Annotated in this window: 16 protein-coding genes; 11 read left to right on the forward strand and 5 right to left on the reverse strand. The window is 74.7% G+C overall.

What is annotated here, in order from left to right; genetic code table 11:
• Window positions 1-183: a hypothetical protein gene (locus ACFPL3_RS06220; RefSeq protein WP_343938217.1), complete on the reverse strand. Its 183-nt coding sequence runs from the start codon at window positions 181-183 to the stop codon at window positions 1-3.
• A gap of 68 nt (window positions 184-251) precedes the next feature.
• Between ACFPL3_RS06220 and ACFPL3_RS06225 the strand changes: the two genes are divergently transcribed.
• The 7 genes from ACFPL3_RS06225 (at window position 252) to ACFPL3_RS06255 (ending at window position 7,424) form a co-directional block, all read left to right on the forward strand.
• Window positions 252-653, forward strand: a complete 402-nt coding sequence (locus ACFPL3_RS06225; RefSeq protein WP_343938215.1) for an NUDIX hydrolase — start codon at window positions 252-254, stop codon at window positions 651-653.
• 111 nt (window positions 654-764) lie between these two features.
• Window positions 765-2,369, forward strand: a complete 1,605-nt coding sequence (locus ACFPL3_RS06230) for an alkaline phosphatase family protein (protein ID WP_343938213.1) — start codon at window positions 765-767, stop codon at window positions 2,367-2,369.
• Window positions 2,370-2,407: 38 nt separating this feature from the next.
• Window positions 2,408-3,502, forward strand: a complete 1,095-nt coding sequence (locus ACFPL3_RS06235; protein ID WP_343938211.1) for a sensor histidine kinase — start codon at window positions 2,408-2,410, stop codon at window positions 3,500-3,502.
• On the forward strand, window positions 3,499-4,158 hold the full coding sequence (locus tag ACFPL3_RS06240; RefSeq protein ID WP_343938209.1) for a response regulator transcription factor: 660 nt from the start codon (window positions 3,499-3,501) through the stop codon (window positions 4,156-4,158). Before ACFPL3_RS06235 ends, ACFPL3_RS06240 begins: the two co-directional genes overlap by 4 nt.
• An 84-nt stretch (window positions 4,159-4,242) precedes the next feature.
• Window positions 4,243-4,638, forward strand: a complete 396-nt coding sequence (locus ACFPL3_RS06245) for a hypothetical protein (RefSeq protein WP_343938207.1) — start codon at window positions 4,243-4,245, stop codon at window positions 4,636-4,638.
• Between the two features lie 2 nt (window positions 4,639-4,640).
• Complete coding sequence (locus ACFPL3_RS06250; RefSeq protein ID WP_343938205.1) at window positions 4,641-6,014, forward strand: DJ-1/PfpI family protein; 1,374 nt, start codon at window positions 4,641-4,643, stop codon at window positions 6,012-6,014.
• An 18-nt stretch (window positions 6,015-6,032) separates the two neighbouring features.
• A complete protein-coding gene (locus tag ACFPL3_RS06255) occupies window positions 6,033-7,424 on the forward strand; it encodes an APC family permease (RefSeq protein WP_343938203.1) in 1,392 nt (463 codons plus the stop codon).
• Here the strand turns inward: ACFPL3_RS06255 and ACFPL3_RS06260 are convergent.
• The 3 genes from ACFPL3_RS06260 to ACFPL3_RS06270 are packed head-to-tail and all read right to left on the reverse strand — an operon-like array spanning window position 7,421 to window position 9,826.
• Complete coding sequence (locus tag ACFPL3_RS06260) at window positions 7,421-8,326, reverse strand: YihY/virulence factor BrkB family protein (protein WP_343938201.1); 906 nt, start codon at window positions 8,324-8,326, stop codon at window positions 7,421-7,423. The two genes, ACFPL3_RS06255 and ACFPL3_RS06260, sit on opposite strands and share 4 nt — an antisense overlap.
• A 7-nt stretch (window positions 8,327-8,333) precedes the next feature.
• Window positions 8,334-9,383: an SPFH domain-containing protein gene (locus tag ACFPL3_RS06265; RefSeq protein ID WP_379588510.1), complete on the reverse strand. Its 1,050-nt coding sequence runs from the start codon at window positions 9,381-9,383 to the stop codon at window positions 8,334-8,336.
• A gap of 2 nt (window positions 9,384-9,385) precedes the next feature.
• Entirely contained in the window at window positions 9,386-9,826 is a 441-nt protein-coding gene (locus ACFPL3_RS06270) for an NfeD family protein (RefSeq protein WP_343938197.1), read from the reverse strand.
• 148 nt (window positions 9,827-9,974) lie between these two features.
• Here ACFPL3_RS06270 and ACFPL3_RS06275 point away from each other — a divergent pair, with 148 nt between their 5' ends.
• The 4 genes from ACFPL3_RS06275 to ACFPL3_RS06290 all read left to right on the forward strand — a co-directional run bounded on the left by ACFPL3_RS06275 (window position 9,975) and on the right by ACFPL3_RS06290 (window position 14,455).
• Entirely contained in the window at window positions 9,975-10,634 is a 660-nt protein-coding gene (locus tag ACFPL3_RS06275) for a response regulator transcription factor (RefSeq protein ID WP_343938195.1), read from the forward strand.
• A 2-nt stretch (window positions 10,635-10,636) separates the two neighbouring features.
• Window positions 10,637-12,013, forward strand: coding sequence for a sensor histidine kinase (locus tag ACFPL3_RS06280; protein ID WP_379588512.1), 1,377 nt, complete (start codon window positions 10,637-10,639; stop codon window positions 12,011-12,013).
• A complete protein-coding gene (locus ACFPL3_RS06285) occupies window positions 12,010-12,954 on the forward strand; it encodes a TAXI family TRAP transporter solute-binding subunit (RefSeq protein ID WP_343938189.1) in 945 nt (314 codons plus the stop codon). The genes ACFPL3_RS06280 and ACFPL3_RS06285 overlap by 4 nt, the downstream gene beginning before the upstream one ends.
• Before the next feature lie 175 nt (window positions 12,955-13,129).
• Window positions 13,130-14,455 (forward strand): Nramp family divalent metal transporter, encoded by a 1,326-nt coding sequence (locus ACFPL3_RS06290; protein WP_343938187.1) that lies wholly within the window; start codon window positions 13,130-13,132, stop codon window positions 14,453-14,455.
• Here ACFPL3_RS06290 and ACFPL3_RS06295 read toward each other — a convergent pair.
• Window positions 14,452-18,483, reverse strand: coding sequence for a serine protease (locus ACFPL3_RS06295; protein WP_343938185.1), 4,032 nt, complete (start codon window positions 18,481-18,483; stop codon window positions 14,452-14,454). The two genes, ACFPL3_RS06290 and ACFPL3_RS06295, sit on opposite strands and share 4 nt — an antisense overlap.
• Window positions 18,484-18,557: the final 74 nt, after the last annotated feature.

Genomic DNA, 18,557 nt, shown 5'->3' on the forward strand with positions numbered 1-18,557 from the left:
TCAGCCCCAGTACTCGTCGGGCGCCGGGTCGTCGGCGGGGGTGTGGCGGGCGCACCAGCCCAGGTGCACGGGGCGCTCGTCGCACCCCGACGCGTCGCACCGGCTCACCCACGTCCACAGCTGCCACAGCCGCCGGGCCCCCTGGGCCGCCCCCTCCGGCTGTCGCGGAGACGCGATCGTCATGTTTTCCCCCCGTGCAACCCCCGTTGCGAGACGAGTATCGGAGAATGGCTCCTTCGCGTTAGCGATCAGTGGGGAAGATCGCCGAGAAGCACCTGGTGTACTGCTGGATCGCGCGCGACGACGCCGTCCTGTTCCTGCGCCGCACGCCGGGCACGTTCCTGGGCGGGATCTGGGAGCTGCCCGGCGGCACGGTCGAGCCCGGCGAACGCGCGGAGGACGCCGCCGTCCGTGAGGTGCGCGAGGAGACCGGGCTGGGCGTGCGCCTCACCGGCGAGCGCAGCAGCCACTCGTGGATGGACGTGGCCGGGCGGGCCGTGCGGATCCACGCGCGGGTGTTCGAGGCCGTCGCGGCGGGCTGCGACCCGGTGGTGCTCGACCCCCGCGAACACGTCGAGTTCGCCTGGCTGCTCCCCGCCGACGCGGCGGGCCTCGACCTCGCCCAGCACATCCGGGCCGCCCTGACGGGGTGACCGCTGTCGGGTTCGCCCGGCCGCAGTGGTGAACTGGTCGCCCGGGGAAGCACGTGTCCCCTGTGTGCGGCGGGCCGGTGGGGTCCGCGGTTCGGCGGAGGTGCGCGACACATGTCCCTGCGACGGGTGATCACGGTGCTGGCCGCCCTCCTGGTGCTGGCCCTGCTCGTCGCGCCGAACACGGTGGACGACCTCACGCCCGCCGCGTTCCTGCGGCTGCCCCTGGAGGCGCTCGCAGGCGTGGCCGTCGTGCTCCTGCTCCCGGCCAGGACCCGGCGGCCCGCGGCGGTGGCCGGGGGTGTCGTGCTGGGCCTGCTCACCGTGCTGAAGCTGCTCGACATGGGCTTCACCGCGGTGCTCGCCCGCCCGTTCGACCCGGTGCTCGACTGGGCGCTGCTCGACGACGGCCTCGGCTTCCTCGGGGCCTCGACGGGCCCGGCCGGGGAGGTGGTCGCGGTCGTCGCCGCCCTCGCCCTCACCGCGGGCGTGCTCGCCCTCGTCACGGCGGCCGTGGTGCGGCTCGCCCGGGTCACGGCCGGGCGCAGGCAGCCTGCGCTGCGCGCCGTGGCCGTGCTCGCCCCCGTCTGGCTGGTGTGCGCCGCGCTGGGCGTGCCGGTGGCGTCGGCGGTCACCGCGGTCGGCGCCGGGGAGCGGGCGCTGCAGGTGCGCACGAGCCTGCTCGACCAGGAGACGTTCACCGCGGCCCTCGCCACCGACCCGTTCCGCGCCGTGCCCGGTGAGGAGCTCCTCACGGCGCTGCGCGGGAAGGACGTGGTGTTCGCGTTCGTCGAGAGCTACGGGCGGAGCACGATCGAGCGGCCCGACCTCGCGGGGATCGTCGTCCCCGCCCTCGACACGGGCGCCGCCCAGCTCGCCTCCGCCGGGTTCGCCGCCCGCAGCGGCTTCCTCACCGCCCCGGTGGCGGGCGGCAGCAGCTGGCTCGCGCACGCCACGATGCTGTCCGGCACGCGCGTGGCCAACCAGGCCCGGCACGACGCGCTCATGGCCAGCGACCGCCTCACGCTCATCAGCGCGTTCGCGAAGGCCGACTGGCGCACCGTGGCCGTGATGCCCGGCACCACCGGGGAGTGGCCGGAGGCCCGCTTCTACGGCCACCAGCAGGTCTACGACTTCCCGGCGCTCGGCTACCGCGGCCCCGACCTCGGCTGGGCGAGCGTGCCCGACCAGTACACGATGTCGGCGTTCGAGCAGATGGAGCACGCCCGGGCCGACCGGAAGCCGCTGTTGGCCGAGATCGCGCTGGCCTCGAGTCACGCCCCCTGGCCCATCATCCCGCCGGTGATCGGCTGGGACCGGGTGGGCGACGGTTCGATCTTCCAGACGTACACCACCGGGGAGCCGCGCGACGCCGTGTGGGCCAAGGGCTCCGACGTGGTCAGCTCCACGTACGCGCGCTCGATCGCCTACTCGCTGGAGACGCTCACCTCGTGGGTGCAGGCCTCCGGCGACGACGACCTCGTGCTCGTGGTGCTCGGCGACCACCAGGCGGCGCCGTTCATCACCGGGCCGCACGCGGGGCGCGACGTCCCGATCTCGATCATCACGCGCGACCCGGCGGTGCTCGACCGGATCTCCGGCTGGGGCTGGGAGGACGGGTTGCGGCCCGGGCCGGACGCCCCCGGCTGGCCGATGGAGGACTTCCGCGACCGATTCTTGACAACATTCGGCCCGGACCCGGCCCCCGTGGAGCATTGACCTGCCCGGACGGCCGATCCCCCCGTAGGGTTCACGGCGTGAACCGGGCGCTCGCGGTGCTGACCGGAGGCGCGTTCCTCACGCTGGTCATCGGGGTCGTCGGGGAGAGCGGGCCGTTCGCGGCCGTCCCGATCGGCGCCGCCTATGCGCTGGTGGGCACGGCCGGCTTCTTCTGGGTGCGCAGGCGCGGGTCCCGGGTGTGGTCGGCCGGGTACGTGGTGGTCCAGCTCGCGTTGGCGATGGCGACGTTCGCCCTGGACCCCGGGGTGGCCACCACGCTGTTCCTGGTCGTCCTGGTGAGCCAGTGCGTGCTGCTGCTCCCCCGGCCCGTCACCGCGCTGGTGGTCGTGCTCGTGCCGTTCGCGCACGCGCCGATGGAGTCGTGGCAGGCGGCGTTGCGGGAGGGCGTGGGGCTGTTCGCGGCGGTCGTGTTCGCGGCCGTGATCACGGAGCTGCTCCAGCGCGAGCAGCGGCTGCGCCAGGAGCTCGCGGAGGCGCACGAGCAGCTGCGCGACCACGCGGCCCAGGCCGAACGGCTCGCCACGGCGCAGGAGCGCAACCGGGTGGCCCGCGACATCCACGACGGCCTCGGCCACTCGCTCACGGTGGTGCAGATGCAGGTCAAAGCCGCACGGGCGGTGCTGCAGTCCGACCCGGCCAAGGCCGACGAGGTGCTCGCCAAGGCGCAGCGGCAGTCGGAGGAGGCGCTGGACGCCGTGCGCCGCTCCGTGCGCGCCCTGCGCGAGCCGCGCGCCGCCGAGGCCCTGCCCGCCGCGTTGCACACGCTCGCCGAGGAGGCATCGGCCGCGGCCGTGCCCACCCGCCTGGAGGTGAACGGCACGGAGCGCCCGCTCCCGGAGGCGGCGCGGGAGGCGCTGTACCGCGCCGCGCAGGAGGGCCTGACGAACGTCCGCAAGCACGCCCGGGCGAGCCGCGCCGACCTGCTGCTCACCTACGACGGGTCCGGCGTGCGCGTGGAGGTCCGCGACGACGGGGTGGGCATGACCGGTGCGGGGTCGCCGGGCTTCGGCCTCGTCGGGCTGCGGGAGCGGGCCGCGCTGCTCGGCGGCCGGCTGCAGGTCGACTCGCCGCCCGGGGGCGGCTGCGTGCTGACGATGGAGGTGCCCGGGTGACCGGGGTGCGCGTGCTGCTCGTGGACGACCAGGCCCTCTTCCGCGAGGCGCTGGCCACGCTGCTCACCGTGCACGAGGGCGTCGAGGTGGTGGGCGAGGCGGGCGACGGCGACGAGGCGCTGCGCAAGGCCGCGGAGCTCGCGCCCGACGTGGTGCTGATGGACCTGCGGATGCCCGTGCTGGACGGGATCGGCGCCACGCGGCGGCTGCGGGTCGAGCAGCCCGGGGTGCGGGTCATCGCGCTCACCACGTTCGACGACGACGAGGACGTGTTCGCGGCGCTGCGGGCGGGCGCGGTCGGCTACCTGCTCAAAGACGTGTCGTCGGCGCGGCTGGTCGAGGCGGTGCAGGCGGCGGCCCGTGGCGAGTCGGTGCTGCAGCCGTCGGTGGCGGCGAAGGTGGTGGCCCGCTTCGCCCAGCTGCCCGACACCAGCACCGCGCAGGAGCGGCCGCAGCCGCTGGTCGTGCCGCTGTCGGAGCGTGAGCTGGAGGTGTTGCGGCTGCTGGCCGACGGCCGCAGCAACCGGGAGATCGCCGCGGAGCTGTTCCTCGCCGAGGGCACGGTGAAGAACCACGTCACGAACGTGCTGGCGAAGCTCGGCGCCCGCGACCGCACCCAGGCGGCGCTGCGCGCCCGCGCCCTCGGCCTGCTCTGAACCCGGGGGTCATGCCGGGTCATGACCCCGGTCCATGACCTCCGGCACCTGGCAGGGCGGCCGATCGCGACGACCCTCTCCGGCATGACGACGACGACCACGCCCCCCGCCCGCACCAGCTCTCGCAAGCTGCTCCGCTTCACCGCCCACTACCTCGAGATGGTCCTCGCCATGCTCGTCGGGATGATGGCGATCGGCCCGCTCTGGCCCTCCGAGTGGGTGGTGCGCCCGGACGTGGCCGCGATGACGATGGCGATCGACATGACGGTCGCGATGGCGCTGTGGATGGCCATCCGGCGCCACTCGTGGCCGCGGACCGCCGAGATGTGCGCGGCGATGTTCCTGCCGTTCGTCCTGCTGCTCGTGCCCTACTGGCTGGGCGCGATCAGCGGCTCGACCCTCATGATCGCGGGCCACGTGATCATGTTCCCGCTGATGCTGGCCGCCATGCTGTGGCGGCGGGCCGACTACTGGCACTGATCATGAAGAAGACATCGCTCGTGCGCGCAGCCCGCGCCCTCGCCCTCGCGGTGGCCGTGCTCCTGCCGGCCGCGGCCACCGCTGCCGTGAACGCCCCGGCCGCCTTCGCCGCCCAGTACGCACCTGGACCGGAGTGGGCCGTCCCCGCGCCGGCACCGGTGCGGCACGACCCCGCCAAGCCGACCGCGGTGGTCGTGGTGGGCGCGCACGGGGCCGAGGGCTCCGACACCCTCGCCCCGTACGAGATCCTCGCCGCCACCGGCCGGTTCAACGTCTACACGGTCGGGCCGCACCGCGGCCCGGTCCCGCTCACCGGCGGGCTCGACCTCGTCCCCGACCTCACGTTCGACGAGCTCGCCGGCCTCGTCGCCCCGAGCCTGGTGGTCGTGCCCGCCCTGCCGGACGTGGGCGAACCCTCCACCGCGCCCGTCACCGGCTGGCTGCGGGCGCAGGCCGAGCGCGGCGCCCAACTGCTGTCGATCTGCAACGGGGCCGCCGTGCTGGCCTCCGCCGGGCTGCTGGACGACCGGCCCGCCACCGCGCACTGGATGCGCCTGCCGAGCCTCGAACGCGCCCACCCCGAGGTGCGGTGGGTGCACGGCCAGCGCGTCGTCGACGACGGCGACGTCGTGAGCACCGCGGGCATCCTGTCAGGCGTCGACGGCACGCTGCACGTCGTCGAGCGGACCCTGGGCCCGGCCGCGGCCCGGGACGCGGCGGCCGCGATCGGCTGGCGCCACTGGGGCACGGGCACGCCGCCGCCCGTCACGACCGGTCCCGCGATCCCCCACCCCGCCGCGATCGTCAACGCCGGGTTCACCTGGGACCCGCCGACGGTCGGCGTGGCGCTCACCGACGGCGTGGGCGAGATCGAGCTCGCCTCGGTGTTCGACACGCAGGCCTGGTCGCTGGCGAGCCGCACCCTCGCCGTCTCCGCCGACGGCGGGCCGGTGCGCTCGCGGCACGGGCTGACGTTCCTCCCCCGCGCCGAGCTGGACGGCGCCGCGGCGCAGCTCGACCGGCTGCTCGTGCCCGGCACGCGGGCCGTGGTGCAGGTGGCGGACGGCCCGGCACCCGAGTACGTCCACCGCCACGGCGGGTTCGCGTTCGACGCCACGGTGAGCGACCTCGCCCGCAACGGGGACGTGGCCACCGCGCGGTGGGTGGCCGCGGTGCTCGAGCTCCCGACGGCGGGCCTGGTGCTCGACGGGCCCGCGTGGCCGTGGGGCGCGACACTCGCGCTGTTCGCGCTGGTCGCGCTGCCCGTGGCGGCGCTCGTGGCCGTACTGGTGCAACTGGCCCGGCGCCGCCGAACGGGCAGTGCCATTTCCGTTACATCAAATCATCGCCAAGATCCTCGACCGGTGGCGTGGTAGGCGTCACACTCAGTCGCCATGGTGGACTCTGCCCCAGCCCGGAGCCAGCCCGAACTCAAACGAGCGATCGGCCCCGGCCTCCTGCTGTTCTTCGTGGTGGGTGACATCCTCGGCACGGGGATCTACGCCCTGACCGGCTCCGTGGCGGCGGAGATCGGTGGTGCCCTCTGGGTGCCCTTCCTCGGCGCGTTCGTGGTCGCGTTCCTGACCGCGTTCAGCTATCTCGAGCTGGTCGGGAAGTTCCCGGGAGCCGGCGGGGCGGCGCTGTACACGCACCGCGCATTCGGGATCCAGTTCCTGACGTTCATGGTGACGTTCACGGTGATGTGCTCCGGCGTCACGTCGGCCGCGTCGGCCGCCAAGGCGTTCGGCGACACCTACCTGAAGCAGTTCGCGGTGCTGCCGCTCTGGATCGTCGCGCTGGTGTTCGTGGCGGGCCTCGCGATCATCAACTTCCGCGGCGTCGGCGAGTCGGTGAAGGCCAACGTGCTGCTCACCTGCATCGAGGTGAGCGGTCTGGCGATCATCATCATCGCCGGACTGTGGGCGATCGGCAGCGGGCAGGGCGACGCGAGCCGGCTCACCGAGATCAACACCGGTGACTCGGGTCCGTTCCTGGCGATCACCACCGCCGTGTCGCTCGCGTTCTTCGCCATGGTCGGGTTCGAGGACTCCGTGAACATGGCCGAGGAGACCAGGGACCCGGTCAAGATCTTCCCGAAGGCGATGCTGCTGGGCATGGCCGTCGCGGGCGCGATCTACGTGGTGGTCGCGATCGTCTCCTCCACGCTCGTGCCGGCCGACGAGCTGGCCGACGCCGGGAGCGGCGCCCTCCTGCGGGTGCTCGAGATCGGCGCGCCCGGCTTCCCGCTGCAGCTGTTCGCCGCGATCGGTCTGCTCGCCGTGATCAACTCGGCGCTGATCAACATGCTGATGGCGAGCCGCCTGCTCTACGGCATGGCCAACGAGCGGGTGCTGCCCACCGTGTTCGCCACCGTGCACCCCACCCGCCGCACACCGTGGGTGTCGATCGTGTTCAGCAGCGTCATCGCCTACGTCCTGGTGGTGAGCGTCGACCTGAGCGTGCTCGGTGGCACCACCGCGCTGCTGCTCCTGGCCGTGTTCACCATCGTGAACATCGCGGTGCTGGTGCTGCGCAAGCACAAGGTGGAGCACAAGCACTTCCGCGCCCCCACCTGGGCGCCGATCCTCGGCGTGTTCCTGTGCGGCTTCCTCGCCACGCCGCTGTCGGGCCGGCCGATGTCCCAGTTCCTCATCGCCGGCATCCTGCTGGCCGTCGGCATCGTGCTCTGGCTGATCAACCACCTGGTGGTCGGCCGCGTCGAGTTCGACCCCAGCCACCTGGACGACAGCCGGGAGCACGCGCACCCCATCGACCCGAAGGACTAGGTCTCCACCAGCCGTCCGCGCCGGCGCAGCGGCGCCGGCGCGACGGCCTGGATCGCGGCGTTGAGGTACGCCCCGACGATCACCGCGAGCGCGATGAAGTAGATGCCGAGCAGGAAGGCGATCGGGGCGGCCAGCGCGCCGTAGGTGTACCCGGTGCTGGTGACCCAGTCGAGGTAGAGCCGCAGGCCGGTGGCCCCCACCAGGAAGACGACGGCCGCCAGCAGGGCGCCGGGCAGGCCGCGGTGCCACGGCGGCTTGAACGGCAGCGCGATCTTGTAGAGCGTGGCGAGCGCCAGCACCAGCACCACGACCACCACCGGGAAGTAGAGCACCTCCACCGCCGTCCGCGCCGCGGGCTCGATCCGGTCGGGCAGGAGCGGGAGCACGCGGTCGGGCCCCAGCGCCGCGGCGGGCAGCAGCACGATCCCGAGCGTCAGGCCCGCGGCGTACAGCAGGATCGCCAGGGTGCGCTGCCAGACCCACCAGCGCACCGGGAACTGGTCGTGGGCCCGGGTGATCGCGTCGACGAACGCCGCCATCGCCGAGGAGCCCGACCAGAACGTCAGCAGGAATCCGACCGAGACGACCTCACCCCGCCCGGTGCTGAGGACCTCGGTCACCGTCGGCACGATGATCTCCTCCACGGCGTTGCGGCTGAACACGCCCGCGGTGATCCGGATGATCCAGTCCTGCACGGCCACGACCGTGTCCGGGCCCGACCAGCGCTCCACGTACCCGAGCAGGCCGAACAGCCCGAGCAGCAGCGGTGGCACCGCGAGCGTCTGCCAGAAGGCCGCGGAGGCGGCCTGGCTGAGCACGTCGTCGTCCCAGGCCCGGCGCAGCAGCCGCGAGACCACGCGCCGCACCGGGCCCGGCTCGGACCCGGGCTCGGCTCCCGTCACGCCGCCCTCAAGCGGGCGGCGCGGGTCGCGGCTGCTCGCCGTTGGTGTGCGCGATGCCGTCGGCCACCGCGGCGTCGGCCACGGCGTCGGCCGCGGCCTCCTCCGCCTCCGCCGCGTCCTCGGCGGCCAGCGCCGCCACCTCCTCCGAGGAGGACGCCCGCTCCCGGGTGGCGGGCGAGCGCGGAACCGACTCGGTGAAGGCCTTCGAGACACCCTGCAACGCCGAGGTGACCTCGCTGGGGATCACCCAGAACGTGTTGCCGTCGCCCTGCGCGAGCTGGGGCAGCACCTGCAGGTACTGGTAGGCGAGCAGCTTCGGGTCGGGGTCGTTGCGGTGCACCGCCTGGAACACCTCGTCGATGGCGCGGGACTGGCCCTCCGCCTTGAGGATGGCGGCCGCCCGCTCGCCCTCGGCGCGCAGGATCGCGCCCTGCTTGTCGCCCTGCGCCGTGAGGATCTGCGACTGCCGCTGCCCCTCGGCGGCCAGGATGGCGGCGCGCTTGTCCCGCTCGGCGCGCATCTGCTTCTCCATCGCGTCCTTGATGGTCTTGGGCGGGTCGATCGCCTTGATCTCGACGCGGTTGACCCTGAGGCCCCACTTGCCCGTGGCCTCGTCGAGCACGCCGCGCAGCAGGCTGTTGATGCGGTCCCGTGACGTGAGCGTGACCTCCAGGTCCATCGACCCGACCACGTTGCGCAGCGTGGTGACGGTGAGCTGCTCGACGGCCTGCAGGTAGCTCGCGATCTCGTACGCGGCGGCGCGCGGGTCGGTGACCTGGAAGTACAGCACGGTGTCGATCTCGACCACGAGGTTGTCCTCGGTGATCACCGGCTGCGGGCGGAACGACACGACCTGTTCCCGCAGGTCGATCATCGGGTGGACGCGGTCGATGTAGGGGATCACGAAGTTGAGGCCCGGCTGCAGCGTGCGGTGGTAGCGGCCGAGCCGCTCGACGTTGCGCGCGCGGGCCTGCGGCACGATCCGGACGGTGCGCATCACCGTGATGACGGCGATCAGCGCCACGAGCACTCCGACGATCAGCAGCGCCAGGTCCATGATCACTCCCTGGGGTAGACGACGGCCGTGGCTCCGTCGATGTGGAGCACACCGACCGTGGCTCCGGCCGGGATGACGACGCTGTCGTCCACCGTGCGTGCGGTCCACTCCTCGCCGCCGATCCGCACCCGGCCGTCGCGGCAGGTGACCTCCTGCACGACGTAACCCGGCTTGCCGACCACCGCGTCCACCCCGAACGGGGCGCCGGAGCGCGAAGCCGTCAGGTGCCGCCGCGCGACCGGGCCCAGCAACCCGACGCCGGCCACGGCCGCGCCGGAGAACACCACGAGCTGCAGCGGCAGGGGCAGCCCGAGCCCTGCGGAGAGCGCGGTGATGAGCGCGGCGCCCCCGAGGATCCCCAGCGCCGCGGTGAGCGTGAAGACCTCGAGCACCACGAGACCCACGGCAACGATCAACCAGATGACCCACATGTCCACGGCCATCGGACCTCCCGCCCACGAAACCGGGGCTGACCACCTCAGTATGCGCCGAGCGACCTGCCTGCAGAAAGGGCCGCGATCGGCAAGCGGCGGCGCCGATCGGCGCAGGGGTCTGCACCCGGCCGGCCGGGGGAAGTGGCAGGCTCTGCGCGTGCGGGTGCTGGTGGTCGAGGACGACGACGGCGTGGCCGGCGCCGTGGTGGAGGCGCTGGGCACGCACGGCCACCGCGTCGAACGGGTCTCCCGGGCCGCGGACGTGTGGCCGCACCTGCGTGACGCCGACCTGGTGCTGCTCGACCTCGGGCTGCCCGACGGCGACGGCATGGACGTGCTGCGCAGGCTGCGCCGGATCGCGGCCACCCCCGTGCTGGTGCTCACCGCCCGCGACGCCGAGCGCGACGTCGTGCGTGGCCTGCGCCTCGGCGCGGACGACTACCTGGTGAAACCGGTGCGGCTGCGGGAGCTGCTCGCGCGGGTCGAGGCCGTGGCGCGGCGCACCCGGGCCGCCGCGGACGTCGCCGCCGACGTGGTCGAGGTCGAGGACCTGCGCGTCGACGTGGTCGCGCGCCGCGCCACCGTGGCGGGCGAGGAGGTGCCGCTCACCGCCAAGGAGTTCGACATCCTCGCCGCGCTCGCCCGGCGCCCGGGCGCGGCGGTGAGCCGCCAGCAGCTGCTCGACGAGGTGTGGGGCGACGCCTACCTCGCGGTGTCGCGCTCCCTCGACGTCCACCTCGCGTCGCTGCGGAACAAGCTCGGCAGGCCCGGCCTCGTCGCGACGATCCGCGGGTTCGGCTACCGGCTGGGCCGGTAGCCGTGCGCAGGCGGCTGCTCCTCGTGCTGTCGGCCTTCGCGCTGGCCGCCGTCGCCGGGTTCGCGGTGCCGCTGCTGCAGAGCACGGCGGCCGGGCGCACCCAGGAGTTCGTGCTCACGCGGGCGGGCGACCTCGACCGCTTCGCCGCGCTCGCCCAGCAGGCCACCGGGCCGGCGGGGGCTGGCGCGCTGGCCCAGGAGGTGCAGGCCCACCAGACCGTCTACGGCGAGGGGGTCGCGGTGGTCGACCGGTCGGGCCGGGCCGTCGTCGAGGCCGGGCTGCGGGCCGACGACCCGGCGGTGGTCTCGGCCGTGGACGCGGCCCTGCGCAACCAGCCCGCCGCCCGGCCGGTGGGGCTGCGGCCGTGGTCGACCGAGCCGATCCTGCTCGCCCGCCCGATCGGCACCGGCACCGAGGTGGGTGGCGCCGTGGTGCTGCGGGCCGAACCCGCCGACGCTGCCGCCGACATCGCCACCGCGTGGGCCGCCGTGCTGCTCGGCACGCTGCTCGCCGCCGTCGCCTGCGCGGCGCTCGCGCTGCTGCTGGCGCGCTGGGTGCTGCGCCCGATCCGGGAGCTCGCGGCCGGGGTCGGCGAGGTGGCGGCGGGCCACCCCGGCGCCCACGTGTCCCCCCGCGCGGGCCCCACCGAGCTGCGCGAGCTCGCCGCGGCGTTCAACCGGATGTCCGACGCGGTGGCCACCAGCGCCGAGGAGCAGCGCAGGCTGGTGGCCGACACGTCCCACCAGCTGCGCAACCCCCTTGCTGCGCTGCGGCTGCGCGTCGACACCCTCGACCCGCACGTCGCCCCCGCGGGCCGCGCGACCTACCGGTCCACGGTGGTGGAGCTCGACCGGCTCGAGGCGCTGCTCGACGGGCTGCTCGTGCTGGCGTCCGCGGAGAGCCGGGCCACCGACCTGGCCGCGGCCGCCCGGCCGGACGACCGCACCGACCTCGCCGCGGTGGTGGCCGAGCGCCTCGACGCCTGGCGCCCCGCCGCCGGGCAGGCAGGCGTCCGGCTCGACGCCGCCGCGCCGGGGCCGGTGGAGGCGGCGACCACCACGTCGGAGGTGGAGCAGCTGCTCGACGTGCTGCTGGACAACGCCGTGAAGTACGCGGGCCAGGGCGCCACGGTCTCGATCGCGTTGAGCTCCCGCGACGGCCGGGCGCTGCTCGAGGTGCGCGACGACGGCCCCGGACTGCCCCCCGATCAGCTGCAGCGGGCCACGCAGCGCTACTGGCGGGCGCCGGGCAGCCCCGCCCGCGGCTCCGGCCTGGGCCTGCCGATCGCCGAGCGGCTGGCCACGGCCCGCGGCGGCGCGCTGCACGTCGCGTCACCACCGGGTGCGGGTCTCGTCGTGACGATCGAGCTGCCGGCATGACCGCGCTCTCCCGCCGCGCGCTCCTGCGCGGGATCCTCGGCACCCCGGTCGTCGCCGCGTTGACGGCCGGCTGCACGGTGGGTGCCGCGCCACCCCTCGCGCTGGCCGCGGGCGAGCCGGGCGGCTTCTACGTCGAGTTCGGGGAGCTGCTCGCCTCCGCCCTCTCCGCGGCGGGCCTGCCCGTCACCGTCGTGGGCACCGGCGGCAGCGTCGACAACATCCAGCAGCTCCGCGCCGGCCGGGCCGCGATCGGGCTCGCGCTCACCGACATCGCACAGGCGGCCCGGAACGGAGAGGAACCCTTCGGGGCGCCCGTCCCGCTGCAGGCCATCGGCCGCGTGTACGAGAACTACATGCAGCTCGTGGTGCGGGCCGAGGACCCCGCCGTGAGCACCGCGGGCCTGGCCGGGCGGCCGATCTCGCTCGGCGCCCTCGGATCCGGCGCCGCCGTCTTCGGCGACCGGCTGCTCGCGGCTGCCGGCATCTCCGCGGACGTCACCCGCCGCCCGCTGCGCGACGCCGTGGCCGCGCTGGAGTCGGGTTCCGCCGACGCGCTCCTGTGGTCCGGCGGGGTGCCGACGCCCGCGCTCGCCGAGCTCGCGGCCCGGCGCCCCGTCCGGTTGCTGCCCCTCGACGAGCACCTGCCGCAGCTGCGGTCCCGGCACGGCGGCGTCTACGGTCCGGTGACCGTGCCCGCCGACGCGTACGGCCACGCCGGCCCGGTACCGACCGTCGGCGTCGCGAACCTCCTCGTCTGCACCCCGCAGCTGGCGCCCGCCACCGCGGCCGCCGTCGCGCGCACGCTCGTGACCGCGGCGCCCGCCCTGGTGCCCGAATCGGCGCTGGGCACCCAGTACCTCGACCAGCGCTCGCTCATCGGCACGGGCGAGGTCCCGCTGCACCCGGGCGCGGTGGCCGCGTACCGGGAGCTGCACGGGTAGCGGCCCCGGGGGAGGTTCAGGAACGCCACGTTCCTGTCCCCCACGTTCATGAACGTGGCGTTCCTGAACTTCGGGGTACGTCTGCTAAGGGCCCGTAAAGATCGGGCGCTGCCGTCGCCGGGCAGACCTACGGTCGGCTGGCCAGATCCCCGACATCGATGAGGAGCGGGAACGGATGAGCAGCTCGGAGACCACGACGACGGTGGGCCCACCCACCGGGTTCGGGGCGAAGATCAAGCAGGTCGGGCCGGGCCTGCTCGCCGCGGCCGCGGGTGTCGGCGCGGGTGACCTCGTCGCCACGATGGTGGCCGGTGCCCGGTTCGGCACGGTGTTGCTGTGGGCGGCGGTGCTCGGTGCCGTCCTCAAGCTGGCGCTCGCGGAGGGCGTCGGCCGCTGGCACCTCGCGTCGGGCTCCACACTGCTGGACGGCTGGCGGCGGCTGGGCCGGTGGGCCACCGTCTTCTTCGGCGGCTACATCGTGATCTGGGGCTTCGTCTACGGCGCCACCGCGATGTCGGCGGTCGGCCTCCCGCTCAACGCCCTGTTCGGCGGCCTCGACGTCCGGTACTGGGCGATGATCGCGGGCGTCGTCGGGCTCGTGCTGGTGTGGCTCCAGCGCTACGAGATCTTCGAGAAGTTCATCACCGTCCTGGTGCTGATCAAGTTCGTCTCCGTGGTGTCGGTGGCCTTCCTCGTGGCGCCCGACCTGCTGGAGCTGTCCACCGGGCTGGTCCCGCGCCTGCCCGACGGCTCGGTGGTCTACGTGCTCGGCCTCATCGGCGGCGTCGGCGGCACGATCACGATGGCCGCGTACGGCTACTGGATGATCGCGAAGGGCTGGAAGGGCACCGGCTGGCTGTCGATGATGCGGCTGGACAACGCCGTCGGCTACACGATGACCGCGATCTTCGTGATCGCCATGCTGATCGTCGGTGCCAACCTGCTGCTCGGCCAGGACCTCACCGAGAGCGACAAGGGCCTGCTCGTGCTCGGCGCCGAGCTGGGCACCCGGTACGGCGACTGGGCGCGGGTGCTGTTCCTCGTCGGTTTCCTCGCGGTGACCACCACGTCGCTGCTGGGCGTGTGGAACGGCGTGAGCCTGCTGTTCACGGACTGGACGCGCACGATCCGGCTGCCCCACGGCGCGGCGGCCGAGGTGGACGCCGAGTCGCTGCGCACGGAGCGCTCCACGGCCACCGAGACGGGTTACGAGGCGGCGGCCGCCGAGCGCAGCACGCCGTTCCGGGCGTACCTGCTGTGGCTCACGATCCCGCCGATGGCGCTGCTGTTCTTCGACCGCCCGTTCGCGCTGACGCTCGTCTACGGCGTGCTCGGCGCGGCGTTCATGCCGTTCCTCGGGATCACGCTGATGCTCCTGCTGAACTCGAAGCGCATCGCCCGTGACGGCCGGTCCGGCTGGCTGTCGAACGTGCTGCTCGGGGCGGCGTCGGCGCTGTTCGTGGTGCTGCTGGTGACCGACATCTGGAACCGGGTCAGCTAGTCGCAGGGCGAGGAGGGGTCGGCGCCCGCGGGCAGAAGGGCGCCGGCCGCCGCGCTCGGCTCGCCGGGGAGCAGGTGGCACAGCCGGGCCTGCCACTCCGCGGCCCGCAGCGGGATCACCTCGGGGAGGTTCCCGCCCCCACCCCGGACGGTGAGCACGTCGCCGGCCACCGCGCTGCCGAACACCGACACCGGGCGGATCCGCCCGGCCTCGGCCCTCAGCTCGAGGTCCCAGAGCACGATCTCCCGCGCATCGGTGTACCGGGTGACGGCCACGAGCCTCCCCTCGGGGTCGAAGCCGAGGAGCTCGCCCAGCCCCGGGGTGGAGATCGGGGGCCCGGTGGGCGTCATGTCCGGGAGCCGCCGGACCTCGAGGGTGCCCTCAGGGGTGGCGACGACGAGCAGGTCGGGGCCCGCGACGACGCTCTGCGGGTTCTGCACCACGAGGGGTGTGCGGCCGAGCAGCCGCCCGGCCGGGACGTCCCAGAGTTCGAGCTGGCCGGGGGTCGCCACGACCGCGTGGCCGGGGTGCCCCTCCCGCGGCCAGGTCATGTCGGCGAGGTCGCCCTCCACGTCGACGGGTTCTCCCAGCCGTGCCCCGGTGCGGGCGTCCCAGGCCGTGAGCGCGCCGGGCGCGTGGACGAGCACGACGTCGGTGGCCCCGTCGGTCGCCATCGCGAACCCGGCGTCCTCGCCGGGAGCGGTGGTGACCGGCGGCAGCTCCAGCGCCGGGGTGAGGCCCGGCAGGTCGTAGCGCTGGAAGTGCCAGACGCCCGCGTCGTCCTGCCCGCGCGACCACAGGGCGTCGCCGTCGATCAGCGAGACGCCGCCCGGCACGGTGGCGCGCGAGATCTGCTGCCCGGTGCGCGGGTCGTGCACCGCGACGTGGAAGCCGTTGGCGCCGTAGGGGGTGCCTGCCTCGGGCGGGTCCGGGACCTCGTCGACCACCAGGTGGCCCACCGCGGTGGCCAGCACGTACGGGCCGATCCCCCCGCTGCCCCGCATGGCCGGGGGTTCGGGCCGGGCGTCGAACCGCACCAGCCGCGACCCGAGCGTCACGTACACGTCGAGGCCACCGTCGGCACGGGGCCGGGCGCTCACGGGCTTGCGGCCCTCGTCCCACGCGTTGAGGTCGAGGCTGGGTGCGGTGAACCGGAAGGCCGCACCGGTGGTCAGGTCGACGATCCGGCTGTGCTCCGCCACCGACGGCGAGCCCCTCGTCAGGCTCTCCACCGCGTACCTGCCGTCGCCGGTGACGTGGGCATCCGAGCAGAACCCCGTGAGCGCGACGCGCCGGGGCTCGCCGGTGACGACGTCCTGCACGAGGAGCTCCCGGGCGGTGCGATCACCGGGTGGGCAGCTCGTGGCGTACGCCGCGCCGCCACCGAGGGCCGCGGTGGCCGGCAACGTCCGCACCACGGCGCCGGTGCTGAGCGAGCGCAACGTCAGGCCGTCCCGGGTACGGACGACGACGAGGCCGCGGTCGGCGGTGAGCGAGGCCTCGAACGTGCCGGCGGGGAGCGACACCGGCGCGGTGCTGGTGGTTCCGGTGCGCAGGTCGTGGACGCGCAGCACGGAGGCCGACTCGGGGCCCTCCACCCAGGACAACCGGGCGCGGTCCGCGGCGAGCCGTGGTGAGCGCGGAGAGCCGGCCGGGCCCGCCAGCTCGACGGCCGGGGCGGACGCGCCGACGTCCCACAGGCCGAGCTCGCCGCCGGTGGTGAGCAGAGCGATCCGGGACTCCCCGACCCCGAGGAACGCGAACCGCACCTGTGCGGGGTCGAGCGGTACCCACGGCTGCAGGGCGGGCCCGGCGATCCCGGTGAGCAGGTGCACGCCCGCGTCGTCGCCGAGGACGAGCACCTCGTCGCCGGCCAGCACGGAGTGCCCGGGCTGTCCGGCGGGGTCGGTGTGGACCACGGACTCCGCGCCGGCCATGGCCCGGTAGGCGTCGGCGAGCGCGGTGCGGACCACCGGGACCTCGGGGTCGCTGCGCCACGCGGCCAGCGCGAGTTCCGCCGCCAGCACCGGGTCGATCCGTTGCCGGGCGAGCGCCTCCCGCGCGAGCGAGCCTGCGTTCGCGGTGGCGAGCTGCGCGGCGACCTGGTCGCCGCGCCGGACCGCGACCACGGCGAGCACGCTCGCCGTGAGCACGAGCACGGCCAGCACCGCGGCCACCACCCGCCAGCGACGCACCTCCCGGCGCTGGCGCACCCGGCTGCGCCGCACGTACTCGGCCTGGCCCGCCCCGAGGTCGGCGGGCCGCTCGGCCATCCACTCACCGGCCGTCTCCAGTGCCGCGCCGCGCAGCAGTGCGCCCTCGTCGCGGCCGCTCTCCTCCCACCGCTCGCGTGCTGCGTCGAGGTCGGAGCGCCACTCCAGGAACTCCCGGTCGGCCGCCAGCCATCCGCGCAGCCGCGGCCAGTGGTCGATCAGCGACTGGTGGGCGAGCTCGACGGTGCCGCCGCCCGCCGTCCCCGTGACGACCACCAGCCGGGCCGCGGCGAGTACCGCCACCAGCGGGTGCAGCGAGGCCGGCAGCTCGTCGAGCCGCACCGGGCGGCGCAGGACGCGACCGTCCCGTGCCGTGGTGGCCAGGCGCACGCACAGCTCACGCAGGCGGGCCTCGCCACCGACCTCGTCGCGGACGACGGCGACGACCCGCTCGGCGTGCGCGGCGAGCGCCCCCGCCACCCCGCCCGCCTCCTCGTACCCGCGCACCGTCAAGGCGCCGCCCTCGCGGCGTTCCCACAGCTGCGCGAGCAGCGACTCGACCAGGGGCAGCTGGCCGGGCTCCGTGCCCGCCTCGTCGAGGATGCGGTCGACGAGCCCGTCCTCGAAGGCGAGCCCGGGCGCCCGCTCGGCGGGTCCGACCACCGCGGCGCGCAACCGGGCCCGGTCGAGCGGGCCGACGAACACGCTCCCGGAGCCCAACGCGTCGGCGGCGTCGGGGGTGAGGATCTCGTCGATCGCCGTGCCCCGCATCGTCAGCACGACCCGCACCCGCGACCCGTCGGCGGTGGCGACGGCGACGAGCGCCGCCAGCAGCTCGCGGGCGGCGGCCGCGTCGGCGTCGGCGAGCTCCTCGAACTGGTCGACCAGCAGCACGCGCCGCACCCTGGCCGCGCCGTCCCGCTCCCGCAGCGCGGCGTCGACCTCCTCGAGCACCGGGGTGCCGAGCCGCGCCCGCACCTGCGCCACCGGGATGCCCTCCCGCCGCAGCCTCGGCAGCAGACCCGCCTTGACCAGCGACGACTTCCCCGCGCCCGACGGGCCGGCCACGACGACGACCGGGTTGGCCCCGACCGCCGTCACCAGGCGCTCGATCTCCGGCGCCCGTCCGAAGAAGTACTCCGCGTGCTCCTCGTCGAAGGGCTCCAGCCCGCGGTAGGGGCTCGGGAGCAGCTCCGGGTCGAGGCCGAGCACGTGCTCGACGGGCAGGAGGTAGGCGGTGGTGACGTCCGGGTCGCGGTCTGCGGCCACCGTCATCCCGACCACGGCACCGGTGTCGGCATCCCACACCGGCGCCCCGCTGAACCCGCCCTCGATGCGCTGGTCACCCGCGGCGCTCTGCAGCTGGTACCAGCCGGTGCCCTGCCCACCCCGGATCCGGCCGGTGGACCACACCCCGTCCCAGCGCCCGTCCGGGAACCCGAACACGTGGAACGCGTGGTCCCACAGCCGGTCGACGCGCCGCAGCGGCGGCATGACCGCCCCCGCGGGTGCCGGCTCCGCGAGCCGCAGCACCGCGACGTCCCCCGTGCCGTCCTCGGCGATCGGCACCCAGCGGTGCACGCGGGCGGACCGCTGCACCGGCCCGCCGGCCACGGTGGGGAAATCGATCGTGACGGCGGTGGCGGGCGGCTCGCCGTCGTAGGGGTCGGAGCGCAACGCGGCCGCGACGACGTGCGCACACGTGGCCACCAGATCGGTGCTCACGAGGAACCCCGAGCCGACGACCTCGCCCGAGACGTCGCGCACCCGCACGCACGCGGTGGTGGCGAGCCCGGCGACCGCCGGTCGTGCCACGTGCACCGCCACGCCCCCGGCCCCCCTCCGGCTCGCGAGCCTCCAGCGTAGAGCTTGCGCTGATCAGCACATGA

Origin of the sequence: Pseudonocardia zijingensis, from assembly GCF_042657305.1 — a bacterium.
In the GTDB taxonomy this organism is placed as follows: domain Bacteria; phylum Actinomycetota; class Actinomycetes; order Mycobacteriales; family Pseudonocardiaceae; genus Pseudonocardia; species Pseudonocardia zijingensis.

Excerpts from the sequence above, each read along its gene's own strand:
- ACFPL3_RS06220 (WP_343938217.1), bottom strand. The coding sequence starts at position 183 with ATGACGATCGCGTCTCCGCGACAGCCGGAGGGGGCGGCCCAGGGGGCC.
- ACFPL3_RS06230 (WP_343938213.1), top strand. The coding sequence starts at position 765 with ATGTCCCTGCGACGGGTGATCACGGTGCTGGCCGCCCTCCTGGTGCTG.
- ACFPL3_RS06245 (WP_343938207.1), top strand. The coding sequence starts at position 4,243 with ATGACGACGACGACCACGCCCCCCGCCCGCACCAGCTCTCGCAAGCTG.
- ACFPL3_RS06250 (WP_343938205.1), top strand. The coding sequence starts at position 4,641 with ATGAAGAAGACATCGCTCGTGCGCGCAGCCCGCGCCCTCGCCCTCGCG.
- ACFPL3_RS06255 (WP_343938203.1), top strand. The coding sequence starts at position 6,033 with ATGGTGGACTCTGCCCCAGCCCGGAGCCAGCCCGAACTCAAACGAGCG.
- ACFPL3_RS06265 (WP_379588510.1), bottom strand. The coding sequence starts at position 9,383 with ATGGACCTGGCGCTGCTGATCGTCGGAGTGCTCGTGGCGCTGATCGCC.
- ACFPL3_RS06270 (WP_343938197.1), bottom strand. The coding sequence starts at position 9,826 with ATGGCCGTGGACATGTGGGTCATCTGGTTGATCGTTGCCGTGGGTCTC.
- ACFPL3_RS06285 (WP_343938189.1), top strand. The coding sequence starts at position 12,010 with ATGACCGCGCTCTCCCGCCGCGCGCTCCTGCGCGGGATCCTCGGCACC.
- ACFPL3_RS06290 (WP_343938187.1), top strand. The coding sequence starts at position 13,130 with ATGAGCAGCTCGGAGACCACGACGACGGTGGGCCCACCCACCGGGTTC.